The organism is Variovorax sp. PMC12 (assembly GCF_003019815.1).
In the GTDB taxonomy this organism is placed as follows: domain Bacteria; phylum Pseudomonadota; class Gammaproteobacteria; order Burkholderiales; family Burkholderiaceae_C; genus Variovorax.
Genome location: NZ_CP027773.1, coordinates 5,565,817 through 5,583,500, shown reverse-complemented (window position 1 = coordinate 5,583,500; position 17,684 = coordinate 5,565,817). Strand labels below are relative to the sequence as shown.

The 17,684-nt window shown below is 63.4% G+C and carries 14 protein-coding genes and 2 pseudogenes; 10 read left to right on the top strand and 6 right to left on the bottom strand.

Going from position 1 to position 17,684, the window contains the following annotated elements; all coding sequences use genetic code 11:
* Positions 1–19: 19 nt before the first annotated feature.
* On the bottom strand, positions 20–1,063 hold the full coding sequence (locus tag C4F17_RS26185) for an SAM-dependent methyltransferase (protein WP_106937185.1): 1,044 nt from the start codon (positions 1,061–1,063) through the stop codon (positions 20–22).
* 217 nt (positions 1,064–1,280) lie between these two features.
* Between C4F17_RS26185 and C4F17_RS26180 the strand changes: the two genes are divergently transcribed.
* Positions 1,281–3,410 carry a putative bifunctional diguanylate cyclase/phosphodiesterase gene (locus C4F17_RS26180; protein WP_106937184.1) on the top strand — a complete coding sequence of 710 codons (2,130 nt, stop codon included), beginning with the start codon at positions 1,281–1,283 and terminating at the stop codon, positions 3,408–3,410.
* A gap of 1 nt (position 3,411) precedes the next feature.
* On the opposite strand, the gene C4F17_RS26175 is transcribed toward C4F17_RS26180, so the two are convergent.
* From C4F17_RS26175 to acuR, 4 genes are all read right to left on the bottom strand, one after another.
* Positions 3,412–3,657, bottom strand: coding sequence for a hypothetical protein (locus C4F17_RS26175; RefSeq protein WP_106937183.1), 246 nt, complete (start codon positions 3,655–3,657; stop codon positions 3,412–3,414).
* A 17-nt stretch (positions 3,658–3,674) separates the two neighbouring features.
* A complete protein-coding gene (locus tag C4F17_RS26170) occupies positions 3,675–4,307 on the bottom strand; it encodes a DUF938 domain-containing protein (RefSeq protein ID WP_106937182.1) in 633 nt (210 codons plus the stop codon).
* A gap of 83 nt (positions 4,308–4,390) precedes the next feature.
* Positions 4,391–5,209, bottom strand: coding sequence for a class I SAM-dependent methyltransferase (locus tag C4F17_RS26165; protein WP_106937181.1), 819 nt, complete (start codon positions 5,207–5,209; stop codon positions 4,391–4,393).
* A gap of 77 nt (positions 5,210–5,286) precedes the next feature.
* Entirely contained in the window at positions 5,287–5,922 is a 636-nt protein-coding gene (gene acuR / locus C4F17_RS26160; RefSeq protein WP_106937180.1) for an acrylate utilization transcriptional regulator AcuR, read from the bottom strand.
* Positions 5,923–6,224: 302 nt separating this feature from the next.
* Here acuR and C4F17_RS26155 point away from each other — a divergent pair, with 302 nt between their 5' ends.
* The 7 genes and pseudogenes from C4F17_RS26155 (at position 6,225) to C4F17_RS33510 (ending at position 12,780) form a co-directional block, all read left to right on the top strand.
* Positions 6,225–7,892, top strand: coding sequence for a GMC family oxidoreductase (locus C4F17_RS26155; protein ID WP_106937179.1), 1,668 nt, complete (start codon positions 6,225–6,227; stop codon positions 7,890–7,892).
* A gap of 27 nt (positions 7,893–7,919) precedes the next feature.
* A complete protein-coding gene (locus C4F17_RS26150; RefSeq protein ID WP_106937178.1) occupies positions 7,920–9,152 on the top strand; it encodes a CaiB/BaiF CoA transferase family protein in 1,233 nt (410 codons plus the stop codon).
* Between the two features lie 35 nt (positions 9,153–9,187).
* The gene (locus C4F17_RS26145) at positions 9,188–10,072 is read left to right on the top strand and encodes an enoyl-CoA hydratase (RefSeq protein ID WP_199851894.1); all 885 of its coding nucleotides are present in this window, start codon (positions 9,188–9,190) and stop codon (positions 10,070–10,072) included.
* Between the two features lie 48 nt (positions 10,073–10,120).
* Complete coding sequence (acuI, locus tag C4F17_RS26140; protein ID WP_106937177.1) at positions 10,121–11,113, top strand: acrylyl-CoA reductase (NADPH); 993 nt, start codon at positions 10,121–10,123, stop codon at positions 11,111–11,113.
* 72 nt (positions 11,114–11,185) lie between these two features.
* Positions 11,186–12,391: a dimethylsulfonioproprionate lyase DddY gene (dddY, locus tag C4F17_RS26135; protein WP_106937176.1), complete on the top strand. Its 1,206-nt coding sequence runs from the start codon at positions 11,186–11,188 to the stop codon at positions 12,389–12,391.
* A gap of 143 nt (positions 12,392–12,534) precedes the next feature.
* Positions 12,535–12,600: pseudogene (locus C4F17_RS33515) on the top strand (hypothetical protein); the annotation flags it as partial.
* A gap of 27 nt (positions 12,601–12,627) precedes the next feature.
* A complete protein-coding gene (locus tag C4F17_RS33510; RefSeq protein WP_234382399.1) occupies positions 12,628–12,780 on the top strand; it encodes a hypothetical protein in 153 nt (50 codons plus the stop codon).
* A 423-nt stretch (positions 12,781–13,203) separates the two neighbouring features.
* Here C4F17_RS33510 and C4F17_RS33505 read toward each other — a convergent pair whose 3' ends face one another.
* Positions 13,204–13,341: a hypothetical protein gene (locus C4F17_RS33505; RefSeq protein ID WP_234382996.1), complete on the bottom strand. Its 138-nt coding sequence runs from the start codon at positions 13,339–13,341 to the stop codon at positions 13,204–13,206.
* Between C4F17_RS33505 and C4F17_RS33500 the strand changes: the two are divergent.
* Positions 13,288–13,459, top strand: a pseudogene (locus C4F17_RS33500) (IS3 family transposase); the annotation flags it as partial. The gene C4F17_RS33505 and the pseudogene C4F17_RS33500 overlap by 54 nt on opposite strands.
* Before the next feature lie 148 nt (positions 13,460–13,607).
* On the top strand, positions 13,608–17,615 hold the full coding sequence (locus C4F17_RS26120; protein WP_106937174.1) for a hypothetical protein: 4,008 nt from the start codon (positions 13,608–13,610) through the stop codon (positions 17,613–17,615).
* Positions 17,616–17,684 lie beyond the last annotated feature (69 nt).

Below are 17,684 nucleotides of genomic sequence, written 5' to 3'. Positions count from 1 at the left end.
CGAAGCCTGGGGGCGAGCCTCATGCGCGTCGCTCGAACAGATAGTGGCTCACCCACCAGCGCTGGCCGTGGTCGAAGCCGAACAGCTCCGCCACCGACATGAAGAACAGCCGCCAGCGCGTCCACCACACGTTGGCCTCGGCGCCGTAGGTGGCCTGGAACAGCGGGCGCAGCGTGTCGCGGCGCGCGTCCATGTTGCGCAGCCAGGCCTCGGCCGTGCGCTGGTAGTGGCTGCCTTCCCAGCGCCAGCGGCGCAGCAGGCGCAGGTCGTCCTGGCAGTGCAGCGCCAGGTCGTCGCTGGGCATCATGCCGCCGGAGAAGAAATACTTGCTCATCCAGTCGCTGGGGTCGCGCACCTCGAAGGGGTACGGCGCTTCCTTGTGTGCGAACACGTGCATGAAGAAGCGCCCGCCCGGCCGGAGCCAGCGCGCCACGTTGGCAAAGGCCTGCGGCCAGTTGCGCAGGTGCTCGAACATCTCGACCGACACCACGCGGTCGAAGCGCTCGTCGGTGTCGAACACGTTGATGTCGCGCGTGAGCACCCGCACATTGCCCAGTCCGCGGCGCGCCGCCTCCGCCTCGATGTATTCGCGCTGGGAATTGGAGTTGGACAGCGCCGTGATGCGGCTGCCCGGGTAGTGCTCGGCCATCCAGAGCGTGAGCGAGCCCCAGCCGCAGCCCAGCTCCAGCACGTCCTGCCCGTCGGCCAGGCCGGCCCGCTCGCAGGTGGCGGCCAGCGCTGCGGATTCGGCCTCTTCCAGCGTGCGGGTGCCCTCGGGCCAGTAGCAGCTGCTGTACTTGCGGTGGTTTCCCAGCACTTCGCCGAAGAAGGCGGCCGGAACCTCGTAGTGCTGCTCGTTGGCTTTTTCGGGCAGCGGCGCCAGGTTGGCCGCGCCCATGCGGGCGACGAAATCCTGCGTCAGCTCGGCCACCGCCAGCGCGTTGCCCGAATGCAGCTCCGCAAGCCGGTCTTTCAGCAACCGGCGAATGCCCCGGCGAACCACCGGGTCAGGCACCAGGCCCTTTTCGACCCAGCGGATGGCGAATGCGATGTCCTGCGGCATGACTTTTCCTCGGCTGAAGGCACGCCGGAATGCGTGCCACTGACACCCGTACGCAGCCAAGCGGCGACTGGATGCACCCGTTTTTCCTGATCGCATGGTAAGGCGGCCGCCGGAAAAACTGTGGCAGACTCATCCGCGATGGCCGGCTTCTGCCTGAGGACATGAGCGCCGGCGCGGTGCTCGCCAGGCGCCCTCGCGCGGCTTTTGCACCGTCACCGTGAACAATCTCCCCGCCTTTCTTCCGTCGCAGCACAACCTGTGGGCCGTCGCCGCGTCCCTGCTCCTCGCGACCCTTGCTTCCTACGTGGCCCTCGACCTGTCGCGCCGCGTGCGGCACGCCAGCGGACGGCCGCACCTGCTGTGGTGGGCGCTGGGCTCGCTGGCCATGGGCACGGGCATCTGGTCGATGCACTTCGTGGGCATGCTGGGTTTTTCGCTGCCCATTTCGCTCGGCTTCTCCGGCGGGCTGACCCTGGCCTCGTGGGTGGCCGGCGTCATGGCGTCGGGCGTCGCGCTGTGGGTGGCCAGCGAGGCCGACTATGGGCTGCGCCGCATCGCCGTGGCCTCGCTGGCAATGGCCGTCGGCATCTGCGGCATGCACTACATCGGCATGGCCGCGCTCGACATGGCGCCGCCCATCGTCTGGCACGCGCCCACCGTGCTGCTGTCGCTGCTGATCGGCCTGGGCGCCTCGGCCGCGGCGCTGTTCATCTTCAAGTACCTGGGCAATGCCCGCAGCAACCACCGGGTGGCCTTCCAGTTCCTGGCCTCGGTGGTCATGGGCATCGCGATCTGCGGCATGCACTACACCGGCATGGCGGCGGCCAGCTTCCCGGCCGATTCGGTCTGCCTCAGCGCCGGCCAGCTGGGCGGCACCGGGCTCACCGCTATCGTCGGGCTGGCCTCGGGGCTGCTGCTGCTGGGCACGCTCTTCACTTCCATACTGGAATCGCGGCTGCAGCTGGTCGCCAGGCGCCTGTCGCGCTCGCTCGAAGAGGCCAATGCCGAACTCACCCAGGCCAACCAGGAACTGCAGAAGCGCGCCTTCACTGACGCGCTGACCGGCCTGCCCAACCGCGTGCTGTTCGAAGACAGGCTGCGCCACGCCCTGGCGCGCATGAACCGCGCCAACCAGCTGCAGGTCGAAGAGCGCATTGCGGTTCTGTTTGTCGACCTCGACGGCTTCAAGCCCATCAACGACTCCTTCGGCCACTCGGCCGGCGACCGCATCCTTTGCGTCGCCGCCGAGCGGCTGGCCCGCACCACCCGAGAAGGCGACACCGTGGCCCGCATCGGCGGCGACGAGTTCCTGCTGCTGCTCGAAGGCGTGCGCGACCGGGCCGAATGCGCGGAAGCCGCCAACCGCGTGCTGCGCGCGCTCGGCGAGCCCTTCAACGTGCAGGGCAAGCAGCTGCAGATCGCATGCTCCATCGGCATCGTGCTGCACCCTGAACAAGGCGAGCCCGACAAGCTGGTGGCCAACGCCGACGCGGCCATGTACGAGGCCAAGCGCGCGGGCGGCGGCAACTACGTGATGTTCGAGTCGCACATGGGCGCCGATGCCGCCAAGCAACTGCAGCTGCAGAGCGACCTGCGCCGCGCGGTGGAGCTCAAGCAGTTCGAGCTTTACTACCAGCCCAAGATCAACGGCACCGGCCACGGCATCAGCGGCGTGGAAGCGCTGGTGCGCTGGAACCATCCGCAGCACGGCCTGATCGGCCCGACCGAATTCATCGGGCTGGCCGAGCGCTTCGGCCTCATCGTGCACCTGGGCGACTGGATCCTCGACGAGGCCTGCCGGCAGATCGCGCAATGGCAGGCCCAGGGCACGCGCATGTGCGTGGCCGTGAACCTGTCGGTCATGCAGCTGCGCGAGGTCGACTTCGTCGCGCGCGTCGAACGGGCGCTGCTGCGGCACGACGTGCCGGCCACGCTGCTGCTGTGCGAGATCACGGAATCGGTTGCCATGGAAGACATCAAGGCCACGCAGCGCACCTTCGAAGGGCTGGCGCGGGTCGGCGTGTTCCTGTCGATCGACGACTTCGGCACCGGCTATTCGAGCCTGAGCCACCTGCGCAAACTGCCCGCGCGCCAGGTCAAGATCGACCGCAGCTTCGTGCAGGACCTGCAGACCAAGGAAGACGCCAGGGCCGTGATCGACGCCGTCATCCGCCTGGCCCACGCGCTGGGCCTGAGCGTGGTGGCCGAAGGCGTGGAGAACGAGGCCCAGCGCGACATACTGATCGCGATGGGATGCGATGAGCTGCAGGGCTTTCTGTTTTCGCGTCCGCTGCCTGCGGGGGATTTGCTGGATTGGTATTCGAGCCGGTACGCGGAGGCGGCCTAGGTCAGGTTCCGGCGCTTTTCTTCTTGTTGCGCCAGCGCCGGTACAGCCAGTTGCCGACGAACCCACCGGCAACGACGCAAAGTGCCTGCACGAAGACGGCGATCATGAAGGCGTCGGAGATGTCGTACTCGCTGCGAGCCAGCTTCAATTCGTACCAATGCCCGACCCCGATAAGGATGGAGTTCGATACGAACCCGAAGAGCAGCGCGCAGCCGGCGATGAAAAGAATTCGAAGCGTTGGGTTCATGGCCTGATTCGGAGCATTCACCGAAGCCCGAAGACCAGCAGCAGATTGTTCGCAGGCATCGCATGCCGCTGGCGCAATGCAAGCCCGGCCTGCTGCGCCTGCGCGGCCACGTCGTCCAGGCGACGAATGCCCCAGTCGGGATTCCGTGCGCGCAGGTCTTCGTCGAACGCGATGTTGCTCGGCGCCGCCGGCACGCCTGCTTCGAAATAAGGTCCGTAGGTGACGAGCACCCCGCCAGGACGCAGATGCCGTGCGGCTCCCTGCATCAGCGCGGCGCATGTGGCCCAGGGCGAGATGTGCAGCATGTTGGCGCAGAAGATCGCGTCGAACTGCTTGTCTCCCTGCCCTGCGGCAAACGCGGAACCCTCCGATGGCCATCGGGCTTCCATCACGTCGAGGAGAAGCGGCGCATGCAGATTGGGCAGCGCGGCCTCCGCGATGCGGCTTGCCATCGTGGGCAGCATGCGCGGGTCGGCGTCGGTGGGCTGCCAGCTCCACCTGCGCATCGCCGCCGCGAACCAGACCGCATGCTGGCCCGTGCCGGACGCGATCTCCAGTGCGGCGCCCTCTTCGCCAAGGATGGCGGTCAACGCATCGAGGATAGGCTGCTTGTTGCGGTCGGCGGAAGGGCTGTGAGGAAGGCTGGACATTGGAGGAAGAACAAGCAGGCAGGTGAGAACGAGAACCTCGGTTTGTACCCGCAGTCGGCCCAGCCCGGCCGGCCCACCCTCAACTACCCCGCCGCCACAATCACATGCGCCTGGATCTTGCCGGCCACCGGGCCTTCGCCATGACGGCTCGCAATGGCCTGTGCCGCACGGTCCGTGGCGCGCTGCAGTGCGTTGGCGTCGCGCGACTCGATCTCGTTGCGCAGCGGCGTTCCCTGGCAATAGGCAGTGGCCACGTCGCGCGCTGAGGGCGAGCGGCTCTGCTTCTCGCGCGTGTCGATATGGATGCTGGCAAAGCCGGCGCGGCGCAGGTCTTCGCGGATCAGCGCAACGTCGTGATAGCCGTGCGGCGTGCGCGCCAGGAATCGCGGAGGGTCTTGCGAGAACAGCTCGGCCATGGCCTTGGTGACCTCATCGGCAAAGGCGTTCTCCTCGATGCGGTCCCACACGCTGAAGACGAAGCGCCCGCCCGGCCTCAGCACGCGGCGCGCCTCGGCATAGCCGGCGGCGCGGTCGGGGAAGAACATCGCGCCGAACTGGCAGCAGACGACATCGAACGAGGCGTCTTCGAATGGCAGCTTGAGCGCGTCGGCCTGTTGCCATTCGATGTTGATGCGGCCATCGGCGGCTTGCCGGCTGGCGGCGTAGTCGAGCATGGGCTGGTTGAGGTCGGTCACCGCGTAGCGCGTGCCGGTGGCCAGCCTGGGCGCTAGCGCGCGCGTGACCACGCCACTGCCGGCGGCTGTTTCGAGGATCGCGCCCGGCGAGAAGCCGGCCACCAGTTCGGCCGTGTCGGCTGCGTAGGCCTCGAAGATCAACGGGACCATGAGCGTGTCGTAGAGCTTGGGGATCGAGCCCGCGAATAGCTTGTCGGTTTCGGTCATGGGATGGCTCCTTGCAAGCCACGGCTGTGGCGGTGCTGGGCCATGGTGGCCGTGTCGGCAGGCCTCGTCAACTTATCCTAGTTCTTCACGCACGCCTGAAAAGCTTCGGCGAATATCCGCAGGGGTTCGTTCTTGCGCTCGAGCTTTGCCCGCAAGACGGCCCCCTCCCAGCCGATCCAGAAGAAGGCGGATAGCCGTGCGCAGTCGGCCTTTTCTGGAATCTCGCCAAGACGCTTCGCTTCCTCGAGACAGCGTTCAACTCTCTCCTGCCAGTCGAGGAGCACGTCGCTGAGCTGCTTCCGGAATGCTTCCGGGAGCGCGCCCATCTCCTGGCCGAGGTTGCCGATGAGGCAGCCCCGCTTGAAGTCGAACCGGCCCATCCCCTGTTCGGCTTCCTTGCAAAAAGCATCGATGCGCTGAAGTGGCGTCAAGCTCGTGTCGAGCAAAGCCAGGTCGAGCTTGCGAACAAAGTAGTCGGCGTAGAGCCGGATGAGCTCCGCACCGTAGGCTTCCTTGCTCGCGAAGAAGTGATAGAACGAGCCCTTGGGAACGCCCACAGCCGTCAGCACTTCATCGATGCCGGTTGCGGAGAAACCTTTCTCGGTGAGTGCGGCCACCCCAGCTCGGAGCAGTTGCTCGCGAGTTTCCCGGTGCTCACCGGCCGCCTTTGGCGGCCGCCCTCTTCTGCGAGGGAGTGCGGCGAGTGAATGCATCCTGCGAGTATTAGACCGATCGGATCAATATGTCCAGAGTGTTTCCTCGGGACACCTGGGCATGGGGCGCGTCGTCGAAGCATGGAGACACCGAACAAACCCTAATCATTTAATTAGGCAATCGGTCTAATATTTGTTCGCTGTCGGCAAGAAGGCAGCCAGCTCTTGGCAAGTGCAGGCCCTGCCGCCGGGCCTGGCAGCTGTCACTGCGCAAGCCCAAGGCCCTTTTTTTGACCCTTTAAAAGACGATCGGTCTATTTAATGAGACGCCTCACACCGCTGGTCGCACAAGAAATTCATCCATGACGCCCCCTTCCTTCGACTACATCGTGATCGGTGCAGGCACAGCTGGTTGCCTGCTGGCCAACCGTCTGAGCGCCGACCCGGCAAGGAAAGTCCTCCTCATCGAGTCGGGCGGACCTGACAGCTATCCATGGATTCATATTCCGGTCGGGTACCTCTACTGCATAGACAACCCGCGAACCGATTGGCGCTTCCGCACCGAAGCCTCACCTGGCCTGAACGGGCGTGAGCTCCTGTATCCACGAGGCAAGACCTTGGGCGGGTGTTCCAGCATCAACGGCATGATCTACATGCGCGGACAGGCCCGGGACTACGAGCATTGGGCCAACGTCACCGCCGACGACGCATGGCGGTGGGAAAACTGCCTGCAAGACTTCAGGGCGCACGAAGACCACTACCGCCTGGACGCCCGGAACGCGGCAGCATTGAATGGGCACGGCGCTGTCTTCAAGTCGCTGCATGGGTCCGGCGGCGAATGGCGCGTCGAGAAGCAACGCCTCAAGTGGGAAGTACTCGATGCCTTCGCCGACGCGGCCAGGCAGGCTGGAATCCCTGCCACGGATGACTTCAACAGCGGCGACAACGATGGCGTCAGCTACTTCGAGGTGAATCAACGCAGCGGATGGCGCTGGAATGCATCAAAGGCCTTCCTGAAGCCCGTTCGCAAGAGCCGCGCAAATCTCACCGTGTGGACTGGCGCGCAAGCCAGCCGGCTCCTGCTCGAACAATCCGCCGACGGCCAGCCTGTCTGCCATGGCGTCGAACTGGTGATGAACGGCCACCGCCAGGCAGTCCATGCCAGCGGCGAAGTCATCTTGAGTTGCGGTGCCATCGGCTCCCCACAGCTATTGCAGCTCTCAGGCATCGGCGACGAGAGCACCCTGCGCCAACTGCAGATTCCCGTGGTCAAACACCTGCCGGGCGTCGGAGCCAACCTCCAGGACCATCTGCAGATCCGGTCGGTCTACAAGGTGGAGGGAGCCAAGACCCTGAACACCCAGGCCGCTACGTTGTGGGGCAAGGCAGGAATCGGCCTGGAGTACGTTCTCAAGCGCAGCGGCCCGATGAGCATGGCCCCGTCGCAGCTCGGGATCTTCACTCGCAGCAGCCCGTCGTACGCTCACCCGAACATCCAGTACCACGTTCAACCCTTGAGCCTGGAAGCGTTCGGCCAACCGCTGCACACCTTCCCGGCGATCACGGCGAGCGTCTGCAACCTGAATCCGACCAGCCGCGGGCAAGTCTCCATTTCGAGCCCCGACTTCGACAAAGCTCCGCGCATTGCGCCGAACTACCTGAGCACCTCGGAAGACAGGCAAGTCGCAGCGGACTCATTGCGCGTGACGCGGCGCATCGCGGCCCAGCAAGCCATGGCTCCCTACAAGCCTGTCGAGTACAAGCCCGGCCCTCAATACGAAACGGACGAGCAGCTCGCCCGCCTGGCAGGGGACATCGGAACGACCATCTTCCACCCGGTCGGAACCACAGCCATGGGCCCTGCTCGCGACCGACTCTCGGTCGTCGACAGCCATCTGCATGTCCACGGCGTCAAGAACCTGCGGGTCGTCGACGCCGGTGTCATGCCGACCATCACCAGCGGCAACACCAACAGCCCGACGCTCATGATCGCCGAGAAGGCGGCGCGCTGGATTCTCGCTGGCATCTGACTTACCCCCAAAGAGGAGACATCCGCCATGGATACCACCCCGGGCTCGCCCCCCAAGAAAGGGCCGCTGGACGGAATCACCGTCCTGGACTTCTCGCGCGTACTTGCCGGACCCTACTGCACGATGGTGCTGGCGGATCTCGGAGCGCGCGTCATCAAGATCGAGCGCATCGCGACCGGCGACGACACCCGAGCGTTCGGCCCCTTCGTGGACCACGAATCGGCCTACTTCATGTGCTTCAACCGGGGCAAGGAAAGTATCGCGCTGGACATCAAGAGCCCACGCGACCGCGACCTGCTCGAGCGCATGTTGTCCGAGGCCGACGTACTGGTGGAGAACTTCCGCCCGGGCGTGCTGGACCGGCTCGGCTACGGCGCGGAACGCCTGGCCCGCACCCACCCTCATCTCGTCTACGCTTCCATCTCAGGCTTCGGGCATACCGGCCCGTTCAGCGACCTTCCCGGCTACGACATGGTCGTGCAGGCCATGGGCGGCGTGATGAGCCTGACCGGATGGCCGGACGCCCCTCCGGCACGGGTCGGCACAAGTTTCGGTGACCTCAGCGCGGCGCTCTTCGCAGCCATCGGAATCGTTTCGGCGCTCTACAAGCGCACACGCGACGCCCAGGGCACCCGAGTGGACATCGGCATGCTCGATTGCCAGGCCGCGCTCATGGAAACCGCGCTCGCTCGTTTCGACGTGGAAAAGAAAGTTCCGATGCGGACCGGCGACTGCCACCCGTCCCTCGCGCCGTTCGAGACTTTCGCCGCCAAGGATGGACGCTTCGTCATCGCCGCAGGCAATGACCAGCTCTTCATGCTGATGGCTGATGCGCTGGAGAGCCCCCAGCTGGCGTTGGACGTGCGGTTCTTCACCAATGACCTGCGCTGCCGGAATCGTCCGGCGCTGGTCCAGGCCATCGAAGACATCACACGAAACGAGCCGATTGCCCATTGGATCGCGCGGCTCAACGAAGCCGGCGTTCCGTGCGCGCCAATCAACACCATCGACAAGCTGTTCGACCATCCGCAGCTCCTGGCGCGCAACATGATTGTTCAAGTCGAAGGCGCGGGAAAGAAGCCCATCCGTACAGCCGGCAACCCCATCAAGATGAGCGCGTTTGCCGACATCGACGTGCAGACGCCCTTGCGCGCTCCGGGCCTGGACGAACACCGCGAAAGCATCCTCGCGCAACTGATGTCGCGCACCGGCGACTACGCACCCGCGGCCGGCAGCGCAGAGCTCGACGCCGCCGCTTGAACCATCCGTCCCATCTGTCCGAAGGAGAACTCCACATGTCCATTGCCGCAACTTCACCAAAGACCTCCGCGCCAGCCCCCGCCAGGAGCATCCCCGCACCGGCCGCCGACGCTGCCACGCCGCCTGCAACACGAGACGCTCCGTCCGCACGGTACGAGACCATCATTGTCGAGCGCCGCGACCGGGTCGGCCTCATCACGCTGAATCGCCCCAAGCCGCTCAACGCGCTGAACGTGCGCATGTCCCGCGAGGTGGTCGATGCCCTGAAGACCTTCGACGTGGACGACAACATAGGCGCCATCGTGATCACCGGAAGCCCCCGCGCATTCGCCGCAGGAGCCGACATCGAGGAGATGGCCGACAAGACGTTTGCAGAACTCCAGTCGCGCGACATCTTCGCCGCGTGGAATGAGCTTGCCGATGTCTCCAAGCCGATCATCGCGGCCGTCAGCGGCTATGCGTTGGGCGGCGGCTGCGAACTCGCGATGATGTGCGACTTCATCATCGCGTCCGAGGATGCGCACTTCGGACAGCCCGAAATCAAGCTCGGCATCCTGCCCGGCATAGGTGGCTCCCAGCGTCTCACGAAATCGGTGGGCAAGGCCCTGGCCATGGACCTGATTCTTACGGGTCGCAGCCTTACCGCGCCCGAAGCAAAGGCCGCCGGCCTGGTCGCGCGAATCGTGCCGGCGGGCGAACTGCTGCAGACGGCTCTCGAAGCTGCCCACACCATCGCTGGCTACAACGCCCCGGCCGTTCGCATGGCAAAGGAAGCCGTCAACCGCGCGCTGGAAATAGGCCTGTCCGAAGGCATGCTGCACGAGCGCCGCCTGTTCCAGGCAGCCTTTGCGACCGACGGCCAGAAGGAGGGCATGAATGCCTTCCTGTCGAAACGCGCGCCCGTGTTCCGGCACCGTTGATTTGCCGCGCACCGGCTTTTCCCTTCATAGAAGACAGGTCCAAACACCATGCAATCACATTTCTCAGCCATCGTCATCGATGACGGCCCAGGGCCGGATCGAGCCGCGCTCAAGCGGCTCGACAACAGCGAGCTTCCGCATGCCAACGTGACGGTTCGCGTGAGCTACTCCACGCTCAACTACAAGGATGCGCTGGCCATCACCGGACGCGCTCCCATCGCCCGCTCCTTCCCGATGATTCCAGGCATCGATCTGGTGGGCGTGGTCGAAGAGTCCGAAAGCCCGATGTACAAGCCCGGCGATGCCGTGCTGCTGAATGGCTGGGGCGTGGGTGAACGGCATTGGGGAGGCCTGGCGCAACGCGCACGCGTCGACGCCGATTGGCTCGTGCCGCTGCCGACGACGTTCTCTCCGCGCGAGGCCATGGCGATCGGCACGGCAGGCTACACCGCCATGCTCTGCGTCATGGCACTGGAGCGCCACGGGGTGACACCGGAAGCGGGCGAGATCGTGGTGACCGGGGCAGCCGGTGGCGTCGGCAGCTTTGCGGTGGCGATCCTCGCCAGGCTTGGCTACCAGGTCGCGGGCGTGACCGGCCGCCTGGACGAGGCCCAGTACATCACGGGACTCGGTGCAAGCCTCGTGCTGGATCGTGCCGAGTTCGCGGCGCCCGGACGTCCGCTGCAGAAAGAGCGATGGGCCGGTGCCGTCGACGTGGTCGGCTCCAACACGCTCGCAAACATCTGTGCCGCAACCAAATACCGCGGCGTCGTGACCGCATGCGGCCTCGCTGGAGGAATGGACCTTCCCGCATCGGTAGCCCCGTTCATCCTGCGTGGCGTAACGCTTGTGGGCATCGACAGCGTGATGTGCCCTCGCGAAGAACGAATCGCGGCATGGAAGCGCCTGTCCACCGACCTGGACCTTTCCAAGCTACCGGACATCGCCAAGGAGATCGGCCTTTCCGAGGTCATCGCCACGGCTCCAAGGCTGCTGGACGGAAAAGTCCGCGGGCGGGTCGTCGTCGACGTCAATTCCTGAGTTCAGAAAGCGGCCTCGCCTGTTCGAGGGCGACCCGGCTTCTGTTCCTTTGCAGTATCCAAGGAGACAAACATGAGCAAACGCATTCTGAGCTGCCTCATCGGCAGCGCACTCGTATCCGTCCATGCTTTCGCGGCCGACTTCAAGTGCCAGGACGACGTGGTACCTGTGAACCACACGCCCGAAGAGCAAAAGTTGGTGGACCAGTTCTGGAACGAGTCGCTCACCTACCTGGGCCAGTTCCTGAAGACCATCGAAACGCCAACGGGCCAATGCAAGGACTCTGCGCAGGCAACCGTTCAGACATACAGCTCTCAAACCGGAAAGGCGCAGACGCGATGCGTGCTCAAGTACCGTGACGTCGAGCTGATGGCCAAGCACGTGAGAGCCGTCCTGGCGGAGCCGGAGAAGGCAAAGGCGTGCTTCGACACCCAGAAGAACTACAAGGAATTTCCCCTCTACACGCCCAGCGAGCAGACCAGGAACCTGTCGGCAACGGCCAAGTGGCTCAACCGTCCACTGCTCACCGACTTCTACAAGAAGATGGGCGGCGAAGTGGGCAAGGCCGGCCTGGAGTTCAACGAGAACTTCGTCGCCGTCACTTCGCGGACCGACACGAGCGTCCATTGGGCCAAGGACGTGAGCATCAACGGACTGCCGACGCTATGGTCTTCGGTCGGCTGGATTCCCTTCTATGCCGAAAACAAGGCCGCGGGCAGCGAACGCTTCCGCGGCGGCTACCTCTACGCAGAGGTCATGGGACCATGGGGCAACCTGCGCATCAAGGAGATCGACGGGGAAACCGTGGGCGCCGAGATCGGCATGACGGCTCAGCTGTTCAACACGACCTACCCGTTCCACTATCACCACCCGCAAGAGATGTACGCAACACTGACCAAGCCGCAGTGCATCGACCAGAACAAATACATGGTGATGAATTGGGACAGCGACCAGTTTCGTCAGAAGCGCGGCGACAAGGGCTGGACAGTCGAAATCGACGGCTCGAACGGCCGGTGGAAGAAATGGTTCGCCAACACCGATTCGAACAAGGAGTGGCTGACCTACTTTGAACGAAATGCCATTCACGCCTTTCACGCACGCGAGGGCTGCAACCAGACCATCGAGAACTCCGGCCTGGTCTCCGTGTGGGCGCGCTCCTCTGCCATGGACAACGAGCAGTCGACCCGGCCATGCCAACCAGCCGCTGGGGCCGGCGAGGTCAAGGACATGGGCCCAGGCACCAAGACGGTCTGCAACGTTCGCGACTGGAAACCCTGACTTCGGTGATTGCGCGGGTGATCGCGAGCGCATCGGATCGCAGACCAAAAGAGCCTTTTCGACCGCGCACGGCTTGAGCGCCAGCGCCCCGGCGCCGCCTTGTCGAACGTGGCCCGCGGGGCGTTGGTCGGCGTCAGGCCGCGCTGCCCGCACTGCTCCAGAGCGGGCACACGGGCAGCGCGACTCTTGATGTGTTCGGGCGCGAGTCGCTGCCGGCCGATGATCTGCTGTGTGGAATGAAGCATGTACTGATCACGCCGCATCTGGCTTTGGTTGCGATTCCCTCTTTGTCTGCGCGGCAGAGTGCGGCGGACATCCTGCGTGTGGCGGAGGGGGAAGAGCCGACGGATGTGGTTGATCCGGGGCGGGGTATTGAGGATTTGGGTTGAAAGGGCCGACAGAGCTGGCGTGCACTTTTTTTAAAAAATGTGATGCGGAAGGGCTTGGCGCGAAGGCCGACCGAAGAAGAAGCGCGTGGTGGCCATCAGTTGCACGTTCTTCGTCGAGTTGACCGATGGAGTGTGCGGCGCGCGCAAGTCCATCAGGAACACATCGCCTGCGCGACCGGACATTTCGATGATCTCGATGCTTGGCTGATGGAGGTTTCGCCGGCGTGGAGGTCTTCGAGCCTCTTTGAGCGAATGGCTATTTCAGACTGGTCAGAGGCATTCGCGGACGACGGTCTGGACGGCCGCTTCTAACAGGACCAGTCATTCGACTGACCGTGCAAGGTATGGCCGCTGCTCATCTGACATTGGTCATTCGCCAAGTACAGGCTGAATCGCCTCGGACCCAGTAGACACCTTCGAGCTTCAAACTGAGGCCCAATCGGATATGCCATGCACAGCAAGCAACTCTGCCCAGAAGAATTCAAGATCGAGATAGTCAAGCAGATCATGGAGCGAGGCCATCGAGTGGCCGATCTCTCCGCCCGGATCGGCGCTAGCCATCACAGCCTTTTTTAACGGATCAAGGCGTACTCAGGGCTAGGGGCAAGCGCAGGTCTCACAGGCTGAGCTGCGGCGCGTGACGGAGCAGCGCGGCATCAAAAAGGGCCGCCGCGTACTCGCGCTGCAATTCGTCAGTCGATTTACCCCAAGAATTTATCTTTCGCGAGATCCGCGCACGTCGCAGTCCAGCTCCAGCCTTGGTCGCGTTTCGCAGGCACCCCGAAAAAGTGGACAAATGTTCTCAGCGAAGAGTACATTTGTTCTCCATGAACAAATCAAGCGACCGCAGGCGTGAAGTCTTGGCATTCATCCATGCCAGAGTAGAAGCGGACGGGCGCCCACCCACGCTTGACGAGATCGCGACAGCCTGTGGGTTTGCGTCGCGAAGTGCGGCGCAGAAGCACGTGCGCGCACTGGAAGACAGCGGCGACCTCCAAGTGACCCGGGGGCAATCCAGAGGAGCTCGCCCCAAAAAGAGCAAGCCGACACCCCAAGGCGCTCAGACACTTTTCGAAATCTCCCCCCGAGATATTGCGGACCTGTCCGACACCGATCTTCGAGGCCTGATTGCGCGACTTTGTTTCGCCCGCTTGGCTGACGCCGTACTCCCGCCGATGGCGGTGACATGGGGAGGCGACCAGCGTGCACCTGACGGAGGCATCGACGTCAGGGTTCAGCTCTCCGAGCAGGACGCCGAAAAGTCCCACTTCGAGCGAAGCGTTGTCGGCTTCCAGGTCAAAGCGACCAAGATGGGACTGAATGAGATCCAGAAAGAGATGTGCCCAGGGGGCGTTCTACGATCCTCTATAAAGGAGTTGGTCCAACGAAACGGTGCCTACATCATCGCGACATCCGACGCTGCGGCAGATGCCGAGTACCAGCGGCGCGTCACAGCAATGAAAGCCGCGGTGGCCGGCGAAGCTGAAGCCGCGACCGCCCTTGTCGACTATTACGACGCAAGGAGATTGGCCGACTGGACCAATCGGCATCCTGGTGTTGTCGCATGGGTCCGAAGCCAGTTGGGACGCGCCCTTCAGGGTTGGCGTCCTTATGGTCAGTGGTCGAACACGCGTGATGGCAAGGCGCAGCCCTTCCTTCCCGATGAGAAACACCGGTTGTTTGACCCTCATGATCGGGAAAACGGCCTCACGTTGACCCACGGCCTCCATAAGATCAGGTCCATGCTCAGAACTGGGGGGACCTCAATTCGCTTGACTGGCCTGTCCGGTGTCGGGAAGACGCGCTTTGCGCAGGCGCTCTTCGAAGAGGAGGCAGCCCCCGAGGCGCTCCCGCAGGACCATGCGATCTATACCGATACAGGGGAAGGCTCCAACCCGACCCCCTTGGCACTGCTCGACGAACTGCTTGCCTCGCGCCGCAGAGCGATTCTGGTCGTCGACAACTGTGGCTCCGAACTTCACGGTCAACTCACTGCGCGCTGCAAGATCTCTGATCGCGTGAGCCTGTTGACGATCGAATACGACATTCGCGAGGACTTGCCTCTTGAGACAAGCGTCTTTCAACTTGACGCGGCGTCCCCAGACCTCATCGCGAAAGTCATCGAGCAGCAATTTCCGCAGATCTCGCAAGTCAATGCCCAGACCATCACCGATTTCGCAGATGGCAACTCCCGTGTCGCAATCGCCTTGGCCAATACGATGGGCTCCAATGACTCGCTCGCTGGTCTGACCGATCGCGCCTTGTTCGATCGCCTCTTCTGGCTCGGCAAGGAAGTGCATCACGAACTGAAGGTCGCCGCCGAGGCATGTGCCCTTGTCTATTCGTTCGATGGAGAAGACCTAGAAGGCGAGCTCAGTGCGCTATCCGCACTCGCTGAAATCTCGCCCCTGACGCTCTACCGGCTTGTGAATGACCTCCAGCAGCGCGGCCTGGCACAGCGCCGAAGCAAGTGGCGCGCCATTCTTCCTCATGCGATCGCGAACCCGCTTGCGGCGCAAGCGCTCGATTCCATTCCACACTCACTGCTGCACGCGAAGCTGGTGGCGCCCCAAGATCGATTGCTGCGCTCTTTCTCTCGGCGGCTAGGCTACCTGCACACCTCACCATCTGCCCAGAGATTCGCCAAAGGCTGGCTGGCTGAGGGCGGTCTACTAGGGGACGTAGCGGGCCTCTCCCCATTCCTGCTGGAAGTTCTGTCCAACATTGCGCCGGTTTCTCCTGCGGGAACCTTATCCGCTATCAAGCGAGCCGTCGAGGGGCCTGCAGCGGCAGAGCTACTGTCAGCGAAAGCACCCTCACGCACGCGCTTTGTTCGACTGGTCCGATCCATTGCCTACGAGCCAAAGTACTTCGACGAATGTCTGTCTGTCCTCGTCGCCTTTGCTCGCACTGAGGCTGAGGATGAGCGTATGGAGCCCACCCGATCCGTAATTGCATCCCTCTTTACGCTCTACCTTTCGGGCACGCACGCTACAACGGAACAACGCGCGAATTGGATCCGAGAAACATTGGAGTCTGGTGACGAAGTGTTGGGGAAAATTGGCTTGAAAGCACTTGACTCCACCATGGAGGCGCATCACTTCTCGTCAAGCTACGAGTTCGAATTCGGCGCTCGTGTGCGCGACTATGGCTCCAACCCGGAAGGAAAAGCGATCCGCGAGTGGTTCGCTACCTTTATCAATCTCGCCGCCGAGGTGGCCACGGGAAGCGGGCCACGGGCCTCCGACGCGCGAGATCTTTTGGCGAAGCGCTTTCGGACGCTCTGGTCAGTTGCGGGTATGGCGGACGTGCTGGAGCCCGTCGCTGAGCGGCTGATTGACTTGGGCTGGGAGCGTGGATGGCTGGGCATCCGGGAAACCATCCGGTTCGACGAAAAGTCGCTGCACGCCGCCGTGCTCCAACGGCTTAAGAAGCTGGAGGAGCGCGCTCGTCCGAAGACGCTCGTCGCCCGTGTGAAGGCCACGGTGCTGGTTGACTACGCCTCCGGGCTTGACTACGTTGAGGGGGAGGACGCCGTCTCTGGCTACGAGCTTGCTGAAGTGCGCGCGAAGGAGCTTGGCGAGCTCGTCGCCAATGACCCGGGAGCCTTCGATGTCCTTCTGCCTCTGCTTGTCACGAATCAGCAAGGTCGGCATTGGAGCTTTGGGGCAGGCTTGGCCGACGCCGTGGAGTCGTTGAGCGCCTGTTGGGCGGCAGTGACAAGCGCCTTTGAAGACACACCTGAAGAGCAGCGAAGTGTCCAAATCCTCCGTGGTTTTCTGCATGCGACGCATGGCCGGGATCGAGGCACATTCGAGCGCTGCCTCGATGAGGCGATGGGCCGCGCAGCTCTCGCACCGTGGGTTCCAGTACTTCAGTTGAGCGCCCCGCTCGACGAGTCAGGATGCAGTCGCCTGCTTACGTCCATGGACAACCCTGCCGTGACCGCGTGGGTATTCCGGCATCTTGCGTTCGGCCGCGCAACCGAACACTTGTCGGACGACCTTCTTGCCGGGCTACTGCAGAAATTGAGCATCAAGCCGGATGGTCTTAGTGTCGCCATCGACGTTCTATATATGCACATCCATGGCAAGGACCATCCGATCGGCCCCCTCGTGACGGCGGCCGCTCATACGTTGATCGCGAACGCTTCCCTAGCCAACCCGCATCATCGTCTGGATCACGAGCTCTCCGGCGTGATCAAAAAATTCCTTTGCAGACCTGAAGGGGAATCGACGGCACGCACCCTGCTCTCGACGTTGCGCCAGAAGTTCGACGACCACAGGTTCTCGCGCTATGACCTCACCGAAACAATTGCGGCCTTGTTCAAGGTTCAGCCACACCTTGCCTTGAATGCGCTGGTGGGCGATGAGGACGACACCGACAACTACTACATGCGTCGCTACGCACTGGCTGGGGGCCGTAGAACCAGCGCATTGACCGAAATTCCGATCGATGCGCTCATGAACTGGTGTCGCACCGGATCACCGCAGAGATGGCTTCGGGTCGCGCCGTTATTGCCTGCATTTGCCGTCGCGGAGAGCAACCAGGCCCCGAGGTGGTCCGAGCGTGTCCTGACGCTGCTTCAAAACTCACCCGATCCTGTGGCAGTCGGTGCGGTACTCGTGGAACTTGTGGAGCCTTCTGGATGGAGTGGCTCTCGGGCGGAAACCATCCGGCAGCGACTACCTTTGTTGGATCAGTTGGCGGACGTACTGGGGCCCGAGAATGCCAATGTTGTCGCGAGTTGGAGAAGCCGTGTGATGCTCACGATTGACCGCGAGACGAGGCGGGAGCTCGAGGAGCATCAGGCGCGCAATGAGCGCTTTGAATAGCAACTCGGGTTGCGCTCGGTGTGAGCTGGGCGGTGCTCTAGCAGTTTTTCACTCTGTCCTGCAGGAACC